General features: G+C 33.1%; 14 protein-coding genes, 1 other RNA gene and 2 pseudogenes. 12 read left to right on the forward strand and 5 right to left on the reverse strand.

Annotation, left to right across the window (positions count from 1 at the left end):
* The first annotated feature begins 3 nt into the window (after positions 1-3).
* From nrdB to B6C84_RS11775, 3 genes and pseudogenes are all read left to right on the forward strand, one after another.
* Entirely contained in the window at positions 4-1,134 is a 1,131-nt protein-coding gene (gene nrdB / locus B6C84_RS01945; RefSeq protein ID WP_086353875.1) for a class Ia ribonucleoside-diphosphate reductase subunit beta, read from the forward strand.
* Between the two features lie 189 nt (positions 1,135-1,323).
* Positions 1,324-2,025, forward strand: a complete 702-nt coding sequence (locus B6C84_RS01950; RefSeq protein ID WP_065651504.1) for a hypothetical protein — start codon at positions 1,324-1,326, stop codon at positions 2,023-2,025.
* Positions 2,026-2,335: 310 nt separating this feature from the next.
* Positions 2,336-2,540: pseudogene (locus B6C84_RS11775) on the forward strand (4Fe-4S cluster-binding domain-containing protein); the annotation flags it as partial.
* Positions 2,541-2,629: 89 nt separating this feature from the next.
* Here the strand turns inward: B6C84_RS11775 and B6C84_RS01960 are convergent.
* Positions 2,630-3,493, reverse strand: coding sequence for a pepsin/retropepsin-like aspartic protease family protein (locus B6C84_RS01960; protein ID WP_086365776.1), 864 nt, complete (start codon positions 3,491-3,493; stop codon positions 2,630-2,632).
* 534 nt (positions 3,494-4,027) lie between these two features.
* On the opposite strand from B6C84_RS01960, the gene glnD reads away from it, so the two are divergent.
* Positions 4,028-6,682, forward strand: a complete 2,655-nt coding sequence (gene glnD, locus B6C84_RS01965; protein ID WP_165755133.1) for a bifunctional uridylyltransferase/uridylyl-removing protein GlnD — start codon at positions 4,028-4,030, stop codon at positions 6,680-6,682.
* A gap of 26 nt (positions 6,683-6,708) precedes the next feature.
* Positions 6,709-7,632, forward strand: a complete 924-nt coding sequence (locus tag B6C84_RS01970; protein WP_086353811.1) for an AEC family transporter — start codon at positions 6,709-6,711, stop codon at positions 7,630-7,632.
* A gap of 79 nt (positions 7,633-7,711) precedes the next feature.
* Here the strand turns inward: B6C84_RS01970 and B6C84_RS01975 are convergent, their stop codons facing one another.
* On the reverse strand, positions 7,712-8,380 hold the full coding sequence (locus B6C84_RS01975; protein ID WP_086353810.1) for an HD domain-containing protein: 669 nt from the start codon (positions 8,378-8,380) through the stop codon (positions 7,712-7,714).
* Positions 8,381-8,723: 343 nt separating this feature from the next.
* On the opposite strand from B6C84_RS01975, the gene mprF reads away from it, so the two are divergent.
* The gene (gene mprF / locus B6C84_RS01980) at positions 8,724-11,327 is read left to right on the forward strand and encodes a bifunctional lysylphosphatidylglycerol flippase/synthetase MprF (RefSeq protein ID WP_217332097.1); all 2,604 of its coding nucleotides are present in this window, start codon (positions 8,724-8,726) and stop codon (positions 11,325-11,327) included.
* A gap of 4 nt (positions 11,328-11,331) precedes the next feature.
* Positions 11,332-12,615, forward strand: a complete 1,284-nt coding sequence (locus tag B6C84_RS01985) for a virulence factor family protein (RefSeq protein WP_086353809.1) — start codon at positions 11,332-11,334, stop codon at positions 12,613-12,615.
* A gap of 59 nt (positions 12,616-12,674) precedes the next feature.
* Here B6C84_RS01985 and B6C84_RS01990 read toward each other — a convergent pair whose 3' ends face one another.
* On the reverse strand, positions 12,675-13,571 hold the full coding sequence (locus B6C84_RS01990; RefSeq protein ID WP_086353808.1) for a DMT family transporter: 897 nt from the start codon (positions 13,569-13,571) through the stop codon (positions 12,675-12,677).
* 570 nt (positions 13,572-14,141) lie between these two features.
* Between B6C84_RS01990 and B6C84_RS01995 the strand changes: the two genes are divergently transcribed.
* Entirely contained in the window at positions 14,142-15,122 is a 981-nt protein-coding gene (locus B6C84_RS01995) for a 2-hydroxyacid dehydrogenase (RefSeq protein WP_086353807.1), read from the forward strand.
* 65 nt (positions 15,123-15,187) lie between these two features.
* Positions 15,188-15,552, forward strand: a transfer-messenger RNA (tmRNA) gene (gene ssrA, locus B6C84_RS02000).
* Between the two features lie 121 nt (positions 15,553-15,673).
* On the opposite strand, the pseudogene B6C84_RS11780 reads toward ssrA, so the two are convergent.
* Positions 15,674-16,807 (reverse strand): annotated as a pseudogene (locus B6C84_RS11780) (tyrosine-type recombinase/integrase).
* Positions 16,808-17,582: 775 nt separating this feature from the next.
* On the opposite strand from B6C84_RS11780, the gene B6C84_RS11785 reads away from it, so the two are divergent.
* Positions 17,583-17,723, forward strand: coding sequence for a tail fiber assembly protein (locus tag B6C84_RS11785; RefSeq protein WP_086353806.1), 141 nt, complete (start codon positions 17,583-17,585; stop codon positions 17,721-17,723).
* A gap of 3 nt (positions 17,724-17,726) precedes the next feature.
* Here B6C84_RS11785 and B6C84_RS02020 read toward each other — a convergent pair whose 3' ends face one another.
* Complete coding sequence (locus B6C84_RS02020) at positions 17,727-18,704, reverse strand: glycosyltransferase family 2 protein (RefSeq protein ID WP_165754930.1); 978 nt, start codon at positions 18,702-18,704, stop codon at positions 17,727-17,729.
* Positions 18,705-19,582: 878 nt separating this feature from the next.
* Between B6C84_RS02020 and B6C84_RS02025 the strand changes: the two genes are divergently transcribed.
* Together B6C84_RS02025 and B6C84_RS02030 are read left to right on the forward strand one after the other, a co-directional pair.
* Positions 19,583-20,053 (forward strand): pyridoxamine 5'-phosphate oxidase family protein, encoded by a 471-nt coding sequence (locus B6C84_RS02025; protein WP_086353805.1) that lies wholly within the window; start codon positions 19,583-19,585, stop codon positions 20,051-20,053.
* 383 nt (positions 20,054-20,436) lie between these two features.
* Positions 20,437-21,135, forward strand: a complete 699-nt coding sequence (locus B6C84_RS02030; RefSeq protein WP_086353804.1) for a helix-turn-helix domain-containing protein — start codon at positions 20,437-20,439, stop codon at positions 21,133-21,135.
* Positions 21,136-21,293: the final 158 nt, after the last annotated feature.

Consider the following 21,293-nt stretch of genomic DNA (forward strand, 5'->3'; position numbering starts at 1 on the left):
AGCATGAATTACAGCACCTTCTCACACATCCATAATGATCAACTTAAAGAGCCAATGTTTCTTGGTCAACCGGTAAATGTTGCTCGTTACGATCAACAAAAATATGAAATGTTTGAAAAGTTAATTGAAAAACAACTTTCTTTCTTTTGGCGTCCTGAAGAGGTCGACGTATCACAAGATCGCATTGACTATGCAGCGCTCCCCGAACATGAAAAACATATATTTATTAGTAACTTAAAATATCAAACTCTGCTCGATTCTATTCAAGGTCGAAGTCCAAATGTGGCGTTATTACCATTAATTTCTATTCCCGAACTCGAAACATGGGTAGAAACTTGGTCATTTTCAGAAACGATTCATTCACGTTCATACACCCACATTATTCGTAATATCGTTAATGATCCTTCAGTTGTATTTGACGATATTGTGACTAATAAAGAAATTCAAAAACGGGCTGGTGATATTGCTGGCTACTACGATGAATTAATTAGTTATGCTAGTTATTATAACTTGTTGGGTGAAGGTAAACACACTGTCAATAATCGAACTATCACTATTGATCTACGAGAGTTAAAAAGACGACTTTACTTATGCCTAATGAGCGTTAATGCGCTTGAAGCGATTCGTTTTTATGTGAGTTTTGCTTGCTCATTTGCCTTTGCAGAACGTGAATTAATGGAAGGTAATGCCAAAATAATCAAACTGATTGCGCGTGATGAAGCATTACATCTAACCGGCACACAGTTCATGATTAATACCCTAAGAAGCGGTGAAGATGATCCAGAAATGGCCGAAATCGCTAAAGAGTGTGAACAAGATTGTTATGACCTCTTCTTACAAGCCGCTAATCAAGAAAAAGAATGGGCTGAATATCTATTTGAAGGTGGTTCAATGATTGGTTTAAACAAAGATATTCTATGCCAATACGTTGAGTATATTACCAATATTCGTATGCAAGCAGTCGGCCTCAAATTACCATTTGAAGTAAAATCGAACCCAATTCCATGGATCAATAACTGGCTTGTTTCTGATAACGTACAGGTTGCGCCACAAGAAGCAGAAATGAGCTCATATTTAGTTGGGCAAATCGATTCAGAAATTAGTGAAGATGATTTAAGCGATTTTACCTTGTAATTATTAATCGCAAAAACCCCTTTCCTCAAATTTTTTTTATTAAAGGAACCTTATCGGTTCCTTTAAGTTTAAAATTCGCTAAAGTCAGAAAATTATCAATTCATTTATAAGGATACAAATTAGATTTTTCTTGATATATTTAAACTCTAATTTACTATTCATAAGAATTCAAAATTGAAAGGAAATAAAATGAAAAAGATAATTGTGACTACTATTCCTTTTATCTTGTTTGGTTGTGTTAGTGATATCAAATATAACTACACAGCCGAGGTGGTTGAAAAAAGCTATCCTGAACTCAATGTTGTAACAACAACCTATATTGGTGATGATTTAGTTCGTCAGGATAAAGTTAAAATAATGGATGCAATTTCTTTTGCCAATACCACAGAAGTAACAAGACTTAACCATTCTTACATTATTGATGCCGGTGATTATCCTAAATTAGGGGAAGATAAAACTCACTTATTCTTCGCAGCGAAAAGTGCCAATGGTAATGCAATTGTTAAAACATATACTACACCGGCTGCACCTATTGGTATTCGAGTAAGAAAAGATAATGCTAATAATGAGGTATGTATTTCTTTTATAACTGGAACTGATTTTTGTAATAACAATAAAAATTATAGTTTTAAAAAAGTTAGTTTAACTAGTCAAGACACTTTCCAACAAATATTAATTTATAATGGCAAAGTTGGAAACAAAATTAATATTAGTTATCGAGAATTTAATAATGATATGGCTAGGCCTGCATTCTCAAATAATGCTGAATATGATTTATCTAGTTCAAAAACAATTAGATATAAGGGGGCAGTCATTCAAGTCATTGAGGCTACAAATCAATATATAAAATATAAAGTTCTTCGTAATTTTAATACACCGAATCAAGAATAATAGAAAATATTCACACTACCCTCATCAATTATTTATCAAAAGGAACCTGAATGGGTTCCTTTGGGTTTGAAATTTAATTAGCAATAAAGCTAATCTCTATTTTGAAAATTTATAAAAGTTGAGACGACTATTTCTTGTATTAAACAGTAATTTCACACATTAAGATCAAAATAGATTTTCCCTAAAAACCCTATCTCCTCACAATTATTTATAACAATTCACATTAATTTTCATATTAAATTTGCTATCTAGATCACAGACACTTTCGTTCGAAAGTCATTATTATGTAACAAAGATAAGCGAGCAGTATATGATTTTTAATTTACAAACGATATTCCATTCATGATGGACCAGGAATTCGAACAGTTGTATTCTTGAAAGGTTGTTCTTTAGGCTGTTTTTGGTGTGAAAACCTAGAAAGTCAATCGGCTAAGCAAGAAATTCTGTTTGATGAAAGGCTTTGCATTAGTTATTGTGATCTTTGTTCTGCATTTTCCCCAAATTTAATCAAAAAATAACTCATAAAACCTCCTAAAAAAAAGACCTACTAATGTAGGTCTTTTTTGTAATGATTTTATTAGTTCTACTAAGTAATAAGTTAAAATCATTTTTTCGCAACCGGTTGGATCCACATTTGCTTATTTTTAAAATCAATTTTAACTCTGTTTTTACTTAAAAAGTCAGCGCCTAATAATCCGTCAGATTGAAATTCATTAGGAAATGAATCAATTATTATTGGTAGAACGCTATCATTCGCGACATTATTCACATCAAGTGATATAGATTTAAAATTATCTTCAGGATCGCTTATTTTAATTGATTCTGGTGAAAGTGATTGTTCTTTGATGAGTGATACCGTCGCCCCTGTATCTAAAATCATTTTATAATTCTTTATACCATCGGACAGATTAACGACCAAACCTTCACCATTTAAATCAAAGGGGATAGCAACCCAATTTGGATTTAAGTCGGTTGAAGTATCATCTGATATCGTTATATTACTTTCCGGATAATTGATAGTTAATACGTAACCATCAAACAACCCAAGCCCAATAACAGGTTTATCTTCATCTGTATCCTGACTATCATCAATAGTCGGATCGCTTGAAATAACTAATCCCCAATCCTTATATTCAACCACTTGCACCTTGTTAAAGGTAAAAGAATTTAATTCTAACTTGTTGACAATAAATGATTTAAGTTCTGTGACACCCCCAGAAAGATCAATCGATCTGATTTTTTCAGAGTTTTCCGTTTTATTAGGAATCTTATTAATTAAATCCATGGGTAGATGTAAAGCTATTTTCGAACCCGTATCCAATGTCATGGCAATTTTTTCACCTTGAAAATCCATCATGATTAAAGGTAAATTATATTTGTCATCAAAATTTAGATCCCAAGTGACTTCAGCACTTTGTGCAAAGTGACTGATAAACAACATGATTAGAAATAGTATTTTTTTATCCACTTAACTTACCTCATTGTATTCTCATTCCTAATGTCTCTTTTCAATTGGAAATTACTAAAAATGTTTATCATTTATCCTTTGTTTTTTTAGCCATTTTAATCGTTTATAATTGATATACAACAATATAATGTCTATATCGTGTTTTTTTCGTACTACTGATTATGGAATGTTCTTTACGGCCCTATCACACAATACTTGGATGTTATTATTGCCAGAACTGAAAATGTTATTTAAACGCCAAATAATCGACCTTTATCTACTAACTAAACCACTCAGTGAGTTAATTGAATAAAAAATCAAACTTAACCGATTTAATACTCTTATTTACCCTCAATAAATCATATTTGATGGTATAGACTCCTCAATTATTTTTACAAAAAATATTCACTCATCAATTTTAAAATTACTAATGGATTGAATAAAACGTTATTGCTTAATGTTATTGTATGAAAACTGTTGGCATTCCAACTTGACACTGCTTTAAAATCGGTGGACGATATAACAATTCGATTTTGCTAATTTGATATGATAACTATGACTGATGCGCATTTGTTTTATTCTATCTCTCCGCTTGATTTTAGTGATGAGCAAATAACTGTTCCCTATCTAAAACAGCAACTAAATGCGTTTCAACAATGGTCAGTGACTCAGTTTAAAAATAACGCCGATATTGATGACTTAGTTCATCTGCGCAGTCAGTTTATTGATCAGCTACTTCAACGATTATGGCATTATTATCAAATTCCTGAACAAGTTTCATCGCTGTTTAAACAAAATCGCATTGCACTAATTGCAGTTGGTGGTTATGGTCGAACCGAACTTCATCCATTATCCGATATTGATATTTTGATACTAAGTGATAACTCACTAACCAAAGAACTGGAAAAACAAATTGGTGATTTAGTCCGTCTACTTTGGGATCTGCATTTTGATATTGGCCACAGCGTTAGAACGTTAAAAACCTGCTTGCAAGAAGCTAAAAATGATATCACTATCATGACGAACTTAATTGAATCAAGATTAATTGCCGGAAGTGAGTCATTACTTAATAAGCTCCGCAGTGAAATTTTTAGCGATAAAATCTGGCCTTCTCCTGCTTTTTATCAAGCCAAAATGCAGGAGCAACAAGAAAGGCACCAACAATATCACAGCACTACCTATAATTTAGAGCCAGATCTAAAAAATAGTCCGGGTGGTTTACGTGATATGCAAATCATTCAATGGGTTGCAATTCGACATTTTGGCGGAGAGTTTTTAAAAAAAATTGCTCAGTTTGACTATTTAACGCCAGAAGAAGTGGCCGAATTTAAGACTTGTCGCAAATTTTTATGGCGCATGCGCTTTGCGCTTCACTGCGTGATCAACCGCTATGACAATCGTTTATTATTCGATCGTCAACTAAGTATCGCTAAAATGTTGGGCTATAGTGGTGAAGGCAATACACCGGTTGAAAATATGATGCATGATTATTATCGTGTTGCGCATAATATTACCGAACTCAACCAAATGCTTTTACAACTATTTGATGAGACATTATTAAAACGTTACTCATCACAAAAGACCTATGATATTGATCAACATTTTCAAGTCAGAGGCAACCTAATTGATGTTAAACATAACAGCGTGTTTACTGATAACCCGCTTATGATCCTCAATCTGTTTTATACAATTTTGCTTAACCCGCAAGTTACAGGATTATATTCAAATACGATTAGGCAACTTCGTTCTGCGCGGCGAAAGCTCACTTATTTACTTAGTGAAACGCCAGAAGCAAGAACATTGTTTATGAAAATCATCAAACATCCGGATGCAATTAAAAAAGCTATTTTACCAATGCATCAATATGGTATTTTGGCAGTGTATATCCCTGGTTGGCAACAAATCTCAGGCATGATGCAATTTGATCTGTTTCATGCTTATACGGTCGACGAACATACTATCCGCTTATTGCTAGAACTCGACCGTTTAAAAACCGAAGTGGGTAAAGAAAAACATCCTAATAGTTCAACGGTATTTGCCAAGTTATCCAAACCAGAATTGCTAATTATTACCGGATTATTCCATGATATCGGCAAAGGTCGACATGGTGATCATTCGGAAATAGGCGCTAAATTAGTCGAATCTTTCTGTCAATTACATGAACTCGATGCGAAAGATACCGATTTGATTGTTTGGTTAGTTCGTTATCATTTATTGATGTCGGTAACTGCGCAAAGTCGAGATCTCCAAGATCCCGATGTTATTCGCGAATTTATTCAATTAGTAAAAAGCAAACGCCGTTTACAATATTTACTCTGTTTAACGGTTGCCGATGTTTGTGCCACTAATGAAACCTTATGGAATAGTTGGAAGCAGAGCTTAATGCGTGAGCTCTACTTAACCGCTAAACGATCATTTGATTCGGGCATTCATCAAATACCAGAACAACGAAGTGTTGCTCGTCAACATAAACAACAAGCACTAACTGAATTGCTGGCACAAAATTACGACGAGCAAATGATAAAAAACCTTTGGCAAGATTATCGCGTCGATTACTTTTTGCGCTATAGTGCTGAACAGATCGTTTGGCACGCTCAACTATTATTAAATCATGATTTGAGTCAAACATTAGTTTCGATTAATCCCAATCCATATCATGGTGGCAGCGAAATCATCATTTACTCATCTGATAGACCTTTTTTATTTGCCGCAGCATGTAATGCGTTAAGTATGTTAAATTTGAGTATTCATGATGCATTGATTATTACTAATAAAAATGGATTTGCATTAGATACCTTTATTGTGCTTGAACCTAATGGGCAAATTGTGCCAGAAAATCGACATCAAGATATTATCCAAGCGCTGCATAAAGTACTACATCAATCGGTCTACAAAGGTGTGACAATAAAACCCGCTAAACAGCGACTACGTTCGTTTTCTGTACCAACACAAGTCAACTTTATTTCTTCATTTAACGAAAACCAAACTTATATGGAACTCATTGCGCTTGATAAACCGGGTTTACTTGCTTGTGTTGGTGAAGTGTTTGCAAAATTAGACTTATCGCTAAGCAGTGCTAAAATAGCCACAATTGGCGAACATATTGAAGATCTGTTTATTCTAACCGATAAACACAATAAAGCCCTTGATGATAACACCTGTCAAAAACTAACCGAATCGATAGTTGAAACTATTGATTCAATAAATTAATTAACCAAAAAGTTAAAGTTAAAATTATGCAATTTTTCCTTATTTTGTTTCCTATTTTTTGTATTTTTATTGTTGGATTTATTGGTCAAAAGATTCTTAATTTTGATATTGCTAATCTTTCAAAAATGTCGCTATATGTGTTATCGCCCTTTTTGGCATTTAAAACATTTTATACGCATACCTTAACCAGCGATTATTTAATCTATATTGCTTATCTCATTGGTCTCTGTTTTTCCTTAGTACTAATTGTCAGCATCTGGTCAATGATAATGAAGTATTCGGTCAAACAACGCTGTGCAATGATTTTAAGTTCGTGTTTTATGAACAATGGTAATTATGGTACACCTGTATTACTGGTTTTTTTTGGCACGATCGGTTTTGATCTAGGTGTCATAATGATGGTGTTACAACAATTTGTTATGAGCACTGTTGGCATCTATTATGCAGCCAAAGGCAGCACTCATAGTGATATTGTCAGTCAAAAAGATGTTATTAACAAAGTAATTAGAATGCCGGTTGCCTATGGTGCCTTTGCTGGTATTCTTTTCCAACTGTGTCAAATACCATTATCAAAATCGATTATGACTTCGATTAGTATGATCGGTGATTCTTCCATTGTGATAATTATGATTATTTTGGGCATGCAATTGGCCAAAATCAAAATTAAACAACTTGATTATCCAAAACTTTGTTTTGCTTTAGTAACGAGGATGGTTATATCACCGCTGGTCGCTTTTGCGATGGTCTATTTTATGCCTATTACCCCAATGGCAAAACAAATCCTTATTGTTCTAGCGGCAATGCCAAGTGCTGCCAATACCACACTAATGTCAGTTCAATTTGATACTAACCCAGCACTGGTATCAAGTGCTACTTTAGTCAGTACTTTATTGAGTTTAATTACATTACCAATCGTACTCTCTTTAGTTGGTGCACCAATTCCTTTTTAAATAGAAGCGATGCATCAAAGAGTTTGAAAATCAGCTAGCTAAATCCTGATTAATCGTCAGGATTTAGTTTTGATAAGATTTAATCGTTACTCAGCCACTCTTGCTCAAATTGATTAACAAATTCAACTAAAATTTTATGCCGTTGTTCGGCGATCTGTTTAGCTATGTCAGTATTCATCATCTCTTTGAGTAAAAATAACTTTTCATAAAAGTGATTGATTACTGTATTGGGCTGTTTGTAATTGTCTTCATTAAGTTTCGTTCGCGGTGGAATGTTTGGATCGTGCATAATATTATGTTTATTACCACCATAATAAAAAGTACGGCCAATACCTATTGCGCCAATAGCATCAAGACGGTCAGCATCTTGAACTATTTGTCCTTCCAACGATAACTCGTTTTTTTGTGAAAGATTTTTCCGATAAGACATATTTTCGATAATAGCAAAAATAGAATTAATCTCGTTAGTGGTTACCTTTAATAATTGCAGATAATCACGCAATTCAATTATTGCTTTATCAACATTCTCAACCACTTTCTCATCAATGACATCATGTAAGTAAGCGCTTATCAATACAATAAATGCATCTGCTTGTGGCTGATCATTAAGGATTTTTTCGGCTAATTTTACAACTCGTTCAATATGCGCTATATCATGACCGGAAAAATCATGCGAAAGCTTTTGTTGAACAAATAGTTTAATCGAATTAAGAATTAGTTGTTGTTGAGCAGTTATTCGGTTGGTCATTTTATTAGGCTTAATTAAAAATGGTAATGATAGATTATATTTTATCGAGATATTATGTATATTACCGCAGTTAAAATCTAATCGCTATTGATGGTTTTAGTTAATACTTTATCAATCAGACAGTTATTCTTGCATAAAACCACCAAAATCAATTTAAAACGAGTTAAAAATCATATTTAATATCATTATTGATGATTGTTTAGACTTATTTATCAAAAAATTCCTTGCATTTAATGTTTTTTTTATATTTTTTTTAATTTCTTTCGATTGTTTTCACTAATTGCGAAAGGTAGAATGCTCTAATTACAATTTATTATCCATGCAAATAACTGGAGTTGATTAAGTGAAAATATCAGCACGCAAAGTTTTGCCTTGGCAACTTATAGAATGTTTCACTCGATATCGTCAATTTATCGCTCTACTATTTGGCCTCACTATTTTTTGTATCGCACTGGTTGTGTGTTGGCATTTATTACAATCAATTAATCTTAGCGATTTACAATCAGCTCTGCATAAACTGCCTTACCATGCAATTTTACTAGCATGTTTATCGGCGATAGCGAGTTATATTATGTTGATGGGTTATGAATGGTCGGCTGCACGTTATGCAGGTGTTGATTTAAAACCATCGACAATAGCTACTGGTGCAATTTGTGCCTCCGCCATTGGTAATGCAGTCGGGTTATCCGCCCTATCCGGCGGTGCAATTCGTTGTCGGCTCTATTTTAAATATGGATTAACCACCATAGATGTTGCTCGCATGTCGATTTTTGTTAGTCTTTCGTTAGGCCTTACATTACCCTTAATCGCCACAATTGCTGCATTAATACATATACAAAATACCATGCTAGCGCTACATATCTCGGCAATCACTATCGAATTAATCGCTAGTGTAGTATTGATCATTTATGCGGGTGTATTGTTATTTTTACATGCGCACCGATTAGCAGAAAAACCCAATAAAGATATTTGGCTATATCAAATTTTCCATTGGAAAATCCGTTTACCTAACTGGCAATTAGCCAGTGGACAATTTTTAATTACCTTAATCGATGCCATTTTAGCCGGTGCTATTCTCTATTTTTTACTCCCGAATCAACCAAACTTTATTACCTTTATCATGATTTATATCTTGGCATTAGTTGCTGGAGTACTTAGTCATGTCCCAGGTGGAGTTGGCATATTTGAGGCGGTTATATTAGCGGCATTTTCATCACAAATTAATACCGCATCATTAACGGTTGCATTAGTCATTTACCGTTTAATTTATATCATATTACCATTGATTCCTGCCGGAATTTTACTGCTAATTAACGAAGGAAAACACTTGTTAACCGCACCACAAGTTAAGGAAACCGACACTGGTATTGCAGCAACGATTATGGCCGCCGCGGTATTTTTTGCCGGAGTAGTCATGATGTTTTCGAGTGTTACTCCTGGTTTTAATCATGATTTTGTCAGCACTTTTTTTCCGAAAAAAATTGTCAATTTTGCTCATTTAACCGCAAGTTTAATCGGGGTTTTATGTCTACTAATGGCAGTAGGATTACGCCGCAGACTTTACTCTGCATGGGGAATATCGGTTATATTATTGATAGTAGGTAGTATCTGCTCATTGCTAAGAGGTTTACACTGGATCGAAGCAGCGACATTATTAGTAATAGCCATACTATTAATCAATTTTAGACATGCTTTTTATCGTAAAAGCCGATTAAGTATTTTACCTTTTTCACTAAAATCCTTTGTTGTCAGTTTTGGTTTAATTGCCTTATTTGTTTGGCTAATCTTATTTATTTATCAAGATATTCCTTATAGCCATGATTTATGGTGGCAATTTGAATTAGATAGCCGAGTTCCCCGAGCATTACGGGCAGCATTAGGTAGTTTTATCTTATTGAGTGGCGTAATGTTATTTTGGTCATTTAAACCGGCATTACCTATCTTAACGATTCCGACTGAAGAGGAGTTAAGTGAAGCCTATCAAATCATGCTCAACTCAAAACAACCTGAAGGCGGATTAGCGATGAGTGGTGATAAGTCACTGCTCTTCAATCAATCACATAGTGCTTTCATTATGTATGCAAGACGAGGTAGAAGCATGGTTGCGCTATATGATCCTATTGGCAATGATAGCGCTGCTCGGGCTGATTTAATCTGGGCATTTAGAGATCTTTGTGATCAACACCATTTACGTCCGGTTTTTTACCAAGTTAAAGCAAACAATTTACCATTCTATATGGATATCGGTCTTCGTATTGTCAAACTTGGCGAAGAAGCCTTAGTTAATTTAAAAGAGTTTGATTTAAATTCTAAGGGATATAAAGATCTTCGATATACTTGGAACCGAGGGCAACGAGATGGGCTTAGTTTAAGATTTTATCCACCGGGTACTGCACCAATTGATGAATTGAAAGCAGTTTCTGATGCATGGTTAAAAAACAAACATACCAAAGAGAAAAAATTCTCATTAGGGGCTTTTTCTAAATCCTATTTAGATAATTTCACGATTGCCGCGGTTGAGTACCAAGGTCGCATTATTGCTTTTGTGAATTTATTAGAAACCAAGCAAAACTATAGTGCTAGTATTGATCTAATGCGAGTTTTACAAGATATTCCAAAATCGACCATGGAGTTTTTAATGGTTGGTTTAATTTTACATTATCAGGAAAAAGGGTATCAATACTTTAGCTTAGGCATGGTGCCACTTGCCGGCATGCAAAGGCGACGTGGTGCCCCGATGATCCAACGCTTAGGCGCGTTAGTTTTTCGCCGAGGTGGCCGATTTTATAACTTCCAAGGTTTGCGTCGCTTTAAAGAAAAATTTGCCACCCATTGGCAACCACGTTATATGGCAGTTCCGGCAGGACTTGATCCTTTGGTCGCCTTAATTGACACCACCATGTTAATTTCAGGTGGCAAAACAACATTAACTAACCAGAAGAACTAATCAAATGAAAAAAATCATACTTTATGTTTTATTATTCATTATTTTAGTATTCATTACATTTTGTATTGTTATAGGTTGGTACAGTTATAAAAACCAACGAACTGCTTCAGTTAATACTGTTACAATTAATCAAAACTTTACTATCTTATCTGCTAGCCCCAAACAGTCAGCCGAAGCTTCGGCAATAATTGTTGCGACACGAGATAATCACTTTACCGCTAATCAATTATTAACCTTATCTGAATCAATGGGTGCTAAATTGGTGCAATTTGAATTACAACCACAAGGAAGTTGTGCCGAACAACAAACACGCTTTGAACAAGCGAAGAAGATCTTAAATGAGGATAAATTTATTGTTGCCGGCATGCAAGAAGGCGCAGCTTTCGCTTATCGTTGGTTAAGCAAACAACAAGATGATGATGATGCTAAAGCTTTATCCATTGAGTTTACTTTAGATCATAAAGATTGCGACGCACCTTTACCTGCACAAGCCAGCCATGGAACATGGCAGGTTATTTGGAATAATCCACCTGATGAACAAGTTGCCATTTTTCCTCGCCAACAAAAACAGATCAAAGTTACCACCAAAATTGGTGAGTATCAGGCATCACCAACTGAGTTGTTAAGTTTACATTTATCCTCGATTTTATTTGGTGAACATGAACCATTACCTGTCATTGAATTACCAGCTAAAGCTAATCCCCAACATCCGAATAGTGTTACCTTTTATTATTCTGGTGATGGTGGCTGGCGAGATTTAGATAAAGTTTCAGCAGAATATATGGCTTCACATGGTTATTCGGTGGTTGGGGTCGATGCGTTAAAACTTTTTTGGCAACATCGCTCGGTTGAACGTAGTGCTAAAGATCTGACTTATTTAATGCAAGAATACCGTGATAAATGGGGTGTGAATAAATTTGTACTAGCAGGGTATTCTTTTGGCGGTGACATCTTACCAGCGCTATATAATCGCTTATCCAAAGAAGATCAACAAAGCGTTCAAGCATTGATCATGATTGCTTTTTCCAAAGATGCTAATTTTGAAATAGAAGTCAGTGGTTGGCTGGGGCAATCTGGCGATGAAATGAAAACAGCACCTGAAGTTGCGCAGATTCCGGAAAAGAAATTATTCTGTATCTATGGCGCAGAAGAGAAAGACGATAGCGGTTGCCTACAACCGGAGATGAAAGGCGAAGCATTTCAACTACCGGGTGGCCATCATTTTGATGAAAATTATCAGCACTTAGGGCAAATTATTATGCAAGCTATCGACAAACGTATGCAATAAATGTGGCACTTTAGGTATTATTTTTTAAATAAAAGCATTAATAAAAAATTATAAAAATATTAATGCTTTTTAAGCTTGATTTTCCCTTCTGATAAGAATACGCCACCAAGCGTAAATAAGGTACCTATTGCCGCAATCCAGGTAAAAGGTTCATCTAAAATTAATACTGCATTAATAATTGTCAAAATTGGTACTAAATAGATATAGATGCTAATTTTGACCGCACCCACTAATTTTACCGCATAGTTCCAAGAGGCAAAGCAGATAGCTGATGCACCGACACCTAAGAATAAAATATTGATTAAATTGACGGGTTGATTAAATCTTGACAAATTCCATTCAAAATCAAACAAATACAGTGCAGGTAACATAAACATTAGACCGTAAAAAAAGAATCTTCGCGTCAACAAAATAATATTGTAACCATAGTTACTACTTTTTTTAGTTAAAATTGAATAACACGCCCAAAATAGGCAAGCAAACACCGCCAATAAATCACCAAGCGGATTAACCGATAATACAAACTGCCCATTGAAGCTAATTAAGGCTATACCTATCATGCCGAATAGACAGCCAATATAAAACACTTTCGCTGGTTTTTCGGCCTTAAGAAAGAAGATAGCCAATATAGCAGTAAAGACTGGAGCTAGTGTGGTGATCACACCAACATTTGATGCTGTAGTATAGGTTAAAGCTATATTTTCACAGAGAAAATAACAAGTGACACCGCAAAATCCAGCACCCAGGAACATCAACTCTTGTTTAATCCCTTGCCAGGCGAAAAAGCGAGGAGCTAACAACCAAAGCGTGACATAACCTAATGTAAATCGAAAAAAGAGAATTTCAATCGGTTTAAAATCTGTCAGTAAAACTTTGGTGGCAATATAAGTGATTCCCCAAATAAACACTGTCATCAGTGCGATTAGGTGGCCTTTTGTCCTTGATGAAAATAACATAAAAATTCTCTCTGCTCACTTATTAGTATTTAAGTACCATCCATTACCTTATTATTTAGTTACCAGACTAAATATACCAAATAAATTGAGAATAGATAAAAGGCTTGATAAAAATAAAAATAACACTATTTATTAAAATAATGAAAATCGCTAGATATTAACTTGCTGTTAATAATTGTTCAATATATTTTCATATATCGATTATTTATGTAGATTATATAATTCTATAGCAGGACTAGTTAGCACTAATAAAAATTGTAGGCAAAAAAAATCCACTCAAAAATGAGTGGAGGGCAAAAAAAATGAATTAACGTAATCTGAATATATAGACAGGCTAAATCACAAAAAGTTCCAACTAATTTGAAAAAAATTTAATATTTTTCTAAAAAATATTCTATTGAATTGATTTATATTAATAATTATTTTTAAAAATATTTAAAAAAATATAAATATTTCTCATTCTTCAGTACATAAAAACTAATTTGCTTTAAACTTAATTTCATTGCAAATTTAAATAAGCTAACGCTATACTGCGGTAAAAATAGTCTATATAGCGATATAGGAGTATTTATGAAAAAGAATGTTGTTTTATTTAGTAAAATTCCAGCTGATCAACAAGAAAGACTAGCGCAAGCTTTCAATCTAACACTATTTCAAGGTGATCCCAAAACCGATATTAGTGAATTTATCCAAACATTAGCCAATGCTGACGGTATGATTGGATCTAATATTCCAACTCGGATTGATGATAATTTTTTACAACAAACCCCTAAATTAAAAGCGGCGGCGACAATTTCAGTCGGTTTTGACAATTATGATTTGCTTGCTTTGAAAAAACATGGCGTCCGATTAATGAATACTCCGAAAGTTCTCACTGAAAGTACCGCTGATCTCATTTTTACCCTACTCATGGCTACCGCTCGTCGAACCGTTGAATTATCTAATCTTATTCATCATGGTGGCTGGAATAAAAGCATCACACCTGAATACTTTGGTACAGATATTTATGGTAAAACCATTGGTATTTTAGGCATGGGTCGCATTGGTCAAGCCATAGCTAAACGAGCACATTGTGGTTTTGATATGAACATCATATATTATAATCGTTCAGCCAATACCTATGTTGAACAAGCCTATCATGCTAAACGTCTTGAACTAGATGATGTCCTTAAACAAGCTGACTTTGTTGTTATCATTTTACCGCTAACCGATCAAACAAAACGACTTATTACTAAACAAAAATTAGCGTTAATGAAATCATCAGCAATCCTTATCAATGGCGCTCGAGGTGCAATAATTGATGAACAAGCGCTCTATGAAGCATTAAAAAATAAAACCATTAAGGCTGCTGGCTTAGACGTTTTTGAAGTTGAACCATTAGCCAAAGATTCGCCATTATTAAAACTTGATAATGTTTTATTATCACCACATGTAGGTTCAGCAACCACTGAAACTCGATATGCCATGGCCAAATGTGCTGTTGATAATATTATTGCCGCATTAAAACCGGAACAACCAACTGAAAATTGGGTTAATCCAGAAGTCGGGTAACTTGTATTACTACTTGAATTCACCTATAATGCCCCCAACATTTTCTATAAATACCAACCACAATTGGGGCTGATTCTGGATTCGACGGGATTTGCGAAACCCAAGGTGCATGCCGAGGTGCGGTAGGCCTCGTAAATAAACCGCAAAAAAATAGTCGCAAACGACGAAAACTACGCACTAGCAGCTTAATAACCTGTATAGAGCCTTCTCTCCCTAGCCTCCGCTCGTAGGACGGGGATCAAGAGGAGTCAAACCTAAACGAGATCGTGTGGAAGCCTTGCTTGGGGCGGAAGCATTAAATTTAATCAAGCTAGTTTATCAGTGGCGTGTTTGTCCGCAGCGGGTAAGCGAAATTCAAAGACAAACTACGCATGTAGTACCAAGGATGTAGAGATTTCGGACGCGGGTTCAACTCCCGCCAGCTCCACCACTTAAAAAATCTATAGTAATATCAATAATTTACTAATAAAACCAACTAATTAAAAGTACTGTAATAAGTCTGTAAATTGTCTACATGGGATCTTAAAAGTGCAAGTGTAATGCACATGAAATTAACCAGTAAATTTATTAATCGAAGTATTCTCATTATATTCTTTCAAATAGCTACCATAATGACAGAATAGTCTTTCGGGTCTTTTATGCCCCATTTGTTTAGATAACCAAAAAAGATTTACACCTTGACTAATGTAACTTGTCGCAAAAGTATGACGCATTTGATATGGTTTTAGGTATCGAGCAACTGAGCTTTTTAATGTTGGTACCTATGCTTTTTTCGGATAGCATCAGCACTTGTCCAACCAGATTTTGTTTTAGGATCTAAAAATATATATTCATTACCTAATAGTCTATATTGTTTTTGATTATATAATGCTGACATGGTCGGTGCATTTAATTCTATCGTTCTGGTACCGGCTTTGTTTTTTCTACACCAACTACTTGAGCTGAATTTATATTAATTGTTTTATTGGTTAAATTGACATCTTTCCATTTTACCCCGCATAGTTCACAAGATCTTAAGCCTGTCGCAAATGCAAATTTAAATAAATTATAATGTAATTCATCATTGCAAGAGTTTAAGATCAATTCGGTTTCACTCGGTGAGAACGGGGCAACTACATAATCATCCTTGTTTTTGTCGTTTTCTGCGTTGTAATAACGAGACACAGGTACAGAGGAAACAGGATTTACTGGTATTAAGCCATCAATAACAACATCATCCAACGATGATTTAAAAAAGATAAAATATTGCGCCTAGTCTTCAATGATGATGTTTGTTCCTGTACCCAGTTTTTAATAATCCCTGCAGTTAACTCAGTGACAAAATTATCAAGCAAATAACTAAGCTCATTAACACATTTTTTATGCCCATTAATTGTTAATGGTGACATCTGTCTTTCGCAACATAAATCAATGTAATTATTTAACGGGTTAAGTACTGTTAGGCCTTTGCTAGAATAACCGAATATTTTCAATTTGGATGATGCAGGGAAATAATCAGCATAGTTAAATATATTTCTCTCTATATTATTGATTATCTCACACCGTAATCGTTCAGCGTATTTTATATTGGAAGTAGTAACTGGTAGTATTTTTTATGGCTCACGGCAAAGAACACCTTTATAAGTAACGATGATCGTTATAGTTTTACTTAATGCATGTTCACAAACAGTTACATCACGCAGCATTTTTGCTTTTCATTACCTTTCTATTCATCTACCGCCAAAAGATCCATTTTTCGTTCTTTGATGCCATCGATTTTAAATACATGAACTCCATACGCCCATATTCCACGCTTTAATTATAAATTAACAGCATTAACGGTATCACCAAAATCATTGCAATATTTGCTTAAAAGTAAATAACGTATCATAATTTTTACTCCAAATACTCCACAAAATTTTGAAATGATTGTTATATGCACTTAACAATTATTAATTTCTACTACATTTACTTTAACTAGCTCAACATCAGTATAAATATTCATATTGATTGTTTCTTCAGTTTGGTTGTCATATCCAACGCCCCATTGATCTAAATAATCATGGTCAATAAGTTAAAATATTTTTCTATTATGTTTAAAGTAGTTAAATAATTTTATCTCTGATAATTTCATACTCAATCCTTTAGTAATTCATCCATAAACATTTGGTCCGCAATCCGATACCTCGACCTGCAGATACTTGGGCTTGCTTGGTATGTTTTGACCAAATCTTTTAATAAATGGTTGTAAAGTTCACTGTCATAACCTGATATAACTACCTGCCCTTTTAGGTTATTTATGGCGTTTAATAAATTGATATGGTCTGTTCCGTCATTTCAAACGAATATGCCTAATCACGCATTTTTTGAGTTGAATGCAAGTGGGGGAAGATCAACATAATGCAATGTCGTTGGTGTATCATGATTAAGTATGACGAAGCGATAAAAAAGTTAATACATGAAGCAAGTCAACAAATATAAATCTTAGAGGATGCTGTTTATTACAATGTGACAGAGGTCGGAGATCAAGAAAGACTTAAAGCTCGGAAAAAATACCGAATTTTATTAAGTCGAATTGATACAAATTCAGTAGATATTGCGTGGTCTATTAAACCTAAATAATTATTACAAACCGAATAAATTTTTTATAAACATTAATAATTTATATTTTATTTTAAACTGATCTCCAACATTAGATAACCCTTTAGACAAGTGAATTCCATCTATATTATCTGATTTTTTATAGATTATATTTAATTCATTGTATCTATGAATCTGTGTGGTTAACTGATTTAGTAAAACTTCAGAAAGCTCCGTTTTTTCATAATTATAATCATGAACTTTAAAATAATCTTTATTATTCTTATTGTTAGTAAAGGCAGCATCACCTCTTTTTATTTTTCTTTGATATTCAGCCCAGCTTTTAAGTTGAAAATGCAAAATACATCCATTGTTATAAGAGTTTTTCTTTGTAAAATCCATTTTTTTATATAACGTGTTATCTATTAACCATTTTTTATTTGCTGTTGGTTGGAAGTGAACTCCAAAAATAGGTGGTCCTTTGTAAAACCAATTTAAAAAAGTAAAATATTCATTTATTTTAACAAATGATTTTGTGTTTACATTCCAAAATTCTTCCTCATTTGAATGATGCATAAAACGACTTAAAACAGGCTTAGTAGTATCATCTGTATCAGTCTTGCTTCCATAACATATCCAATGTAGGCTTAGTTGAGAAAGTTTATGCTTATTGAATAAATTAGAAACATAATCAACACCGTTTTCAGGTATAAGTTCTTTTGGAGGAAAAGAGCATGAAAAGAATTCATCTATATCCAAAAAAATAATAATGTCATATTTTAATTTTTTGGCTACTCTAGCGAGGGCCCTATATGCTGGGATTTGGGGTGAGGTCGGGTAATCAATAAAATTTATTCTATAAATTATTTTATTAGCATGAAATTTCTGTAATAAAGATGAAGTATTATCATCCCCACCATTGTCAGCAATTATTATATCGAACCCTAATAATTTATGATAAGCAATCCATTCTGTTAAATACAAACCTTCTTCTTTAGCTATTGCACAAATAGCGATTTTCATAACTGAATCCATGATATTTTTATGCATTTATAAAATAATAACATAAAATTTTTTTTCAATATATATTTTACATCGGTAGATCAGATAATCATTTAAACTTACATATAATATTCACAATATCTGCTCCACATACTTTACTGTTTCTTGATATGAATTAAAAATACCTATTTGCTCCAATTCATCATTTTTATAGAAACACCACCAGTCATTAAATTTATCGAGAAATGGATACATTAAAAATGAGTAGCGCTCGCAGTTATCAACTGAATCATTGTTTGGATCAACTAGTATGTGTATTGTTTTATAATATTTAATTGCTATCATGTGATTAATTAATTTTTTTTGAGTAAAACTAGATTAGATTAATTTTTGGTGATGTGAAGTTGTGAAGTAAAAAGTTGGAATATGGATCGTAAAAATTAAATTTAGGAAGCTGGTTCAACCCCTGTCAGACCTAATAAATAAAACAAATAAAATCAAATAATTAAAAGTTAATGCGCAGTTTCTATATATAAATTGACTACACACGAACTATATTAGCACCCAGAAATGCACATAAATTATACATCCGTTATTTTCATTCGAACTAAAACGTAGAATTTTAAACTAATAATTTACTATTTAATAACTTCCTTTTAAATCCTTTAAAACATATCAAACCAAAAATAACACTAGTCTGTATTTGAAAATATATATTTCCAAGTACAAAATAAATTGCATCTATAATATTACTTTCCATCTAACTTAAGTTTTAAGGCTGTTGCAAATTTTGCAGAAATTCCAATTTAGGTTTAATATCAGTTTGGTATTAATAATAAAAACATATCAATCTATTATTACTTAAATCTAAGTTATCTATAATATAAAAAAGGATATTTATGAGACGCAAAGATAGAGAAATAACTAATCTTGATGAAGTGATCGATATTTTAGAGCATACTGATGTTATTCGTTTAGCCATGAATAATGGTGATTATCCCTATATTGTTCCAGTCAATTTTTGTTATGAACTAACAACAAATAATCAACTTATTTTTTATATTCATGGCGCAAAAGTTGGTACTAAAGTTGAACTACTTAGACAAAATCCTTTACTTAGCTTTGAGCTTGATACAGGGCACCAGTTAATTACTAATGAAAAAGCCTGCAAATATTCCTTCGATTATGCCAGTGTTATCGGCAATGGATATGCAACCTTTATTGAAGAACCCACCGCAAAAATAGCAGCGTTACAAATAATGATGAATAAATTTGCTCCTAATAAAATATTCTCTTTTACCGAAAGCGATGTTAGACCAATTAGCGTCATAAAAATTGAAGTACAAGCTTATACAGCTAAAAAACATTGAATTATGATAGCTATATCATTTTGATAGAAATGATAAAAAAACTTAGAATAACGATACTTATAAACTAATTTTTAATCATCTAGTTATCAGTTATTAGTAATAAGAAAATAACACAAAATAGGTTAAAAGCAGGTGTTTTATTTAGGGTATACATTCATTGTATAACCGTGAGCAAATGATAATAAAACATTCAGCGCCCAACCGCTTAAAATTTGTAAGTAAGCATTTATAATGGGCTGTTTTTTGAATTTATTGTGATAAGGGTGAAATTAACTTTTGCATTCTCCCATATTAACTACTTTATTTCCCTAAATTTTAATGATTTATTATTTCAGCTCAGATATTATTTGGTTTACATAATTGAATTAAAATCACTACAATATATGCATAAACTTAAAAATCTAAGAAAGTTGTATAATTATACACAAAAAGATATATCTGATATGTTAGGGGTAACAACTCAAATTATAGAAGAATGGGAGTCAACAAAATCTGTACCTAAACTAAAAGTGTTACATGATCTTGCGATATTTTTTGGTACAAGTATTTATGATCTTTCAAATGATGAACCAATAACAATATCAAGATATACTCCATGGAATACAGATAAAACAATTGATCCTTTTTTGGGACATATAGGTATTCTTTTATACAACTCTAATTTTCTCAAATGGTTTCCCATTACTGAATCAACTGCTGAGAGAATAGAATCGGCGTTAGAAAATAGTGAGTTTAATGAACAAAATAATATATTATCACTCGACACACTTAATAATAGATCACTTACCATAAATAAAAATATCATCAAAAAAATTTCTCTTCTTTCCGATGCTTCAGATGCCCCAAGAGATTGGGAATTACCATGGGATGGATATCAAGGTTTGGGATCAGAAGAATATTATAATCTTATAGAAGAATATTTTTCTGATTATGAACATTTCTGTCAAAATACTTCTGAAAAATTACAAACAAGAGTTAGTGAGTTAATTCATGAAAAAAAATTAATGAAAATAACGTTTATGAATTCACCAATGACATTTATATTTATTTTCATGATAATACAATTGAAACAATTACAATAGAAAGTGCTGAAGCATTAATTAACTCCCTTATAGACATTGAATTTACATCAAGTAAATTTATAAAATTTTTAGATATCAATCAAGAAATACATCTTGTTCCAATAAATAGTATTGGGTTAATTGATGCTCCACTCTATTTGTATAAAAAAGGATATTAT

The sequence above is a fragment of the Gilliamella apis genome (genome assembly GCF_002142155.1).
GTDB classification, from domain to species: domain Bacteria; phylum Pseudomonadota; class Gammaproteobacteria; order Enterobacterales; family Orbaceae; genus Gilliamella; species Gilliamella apis.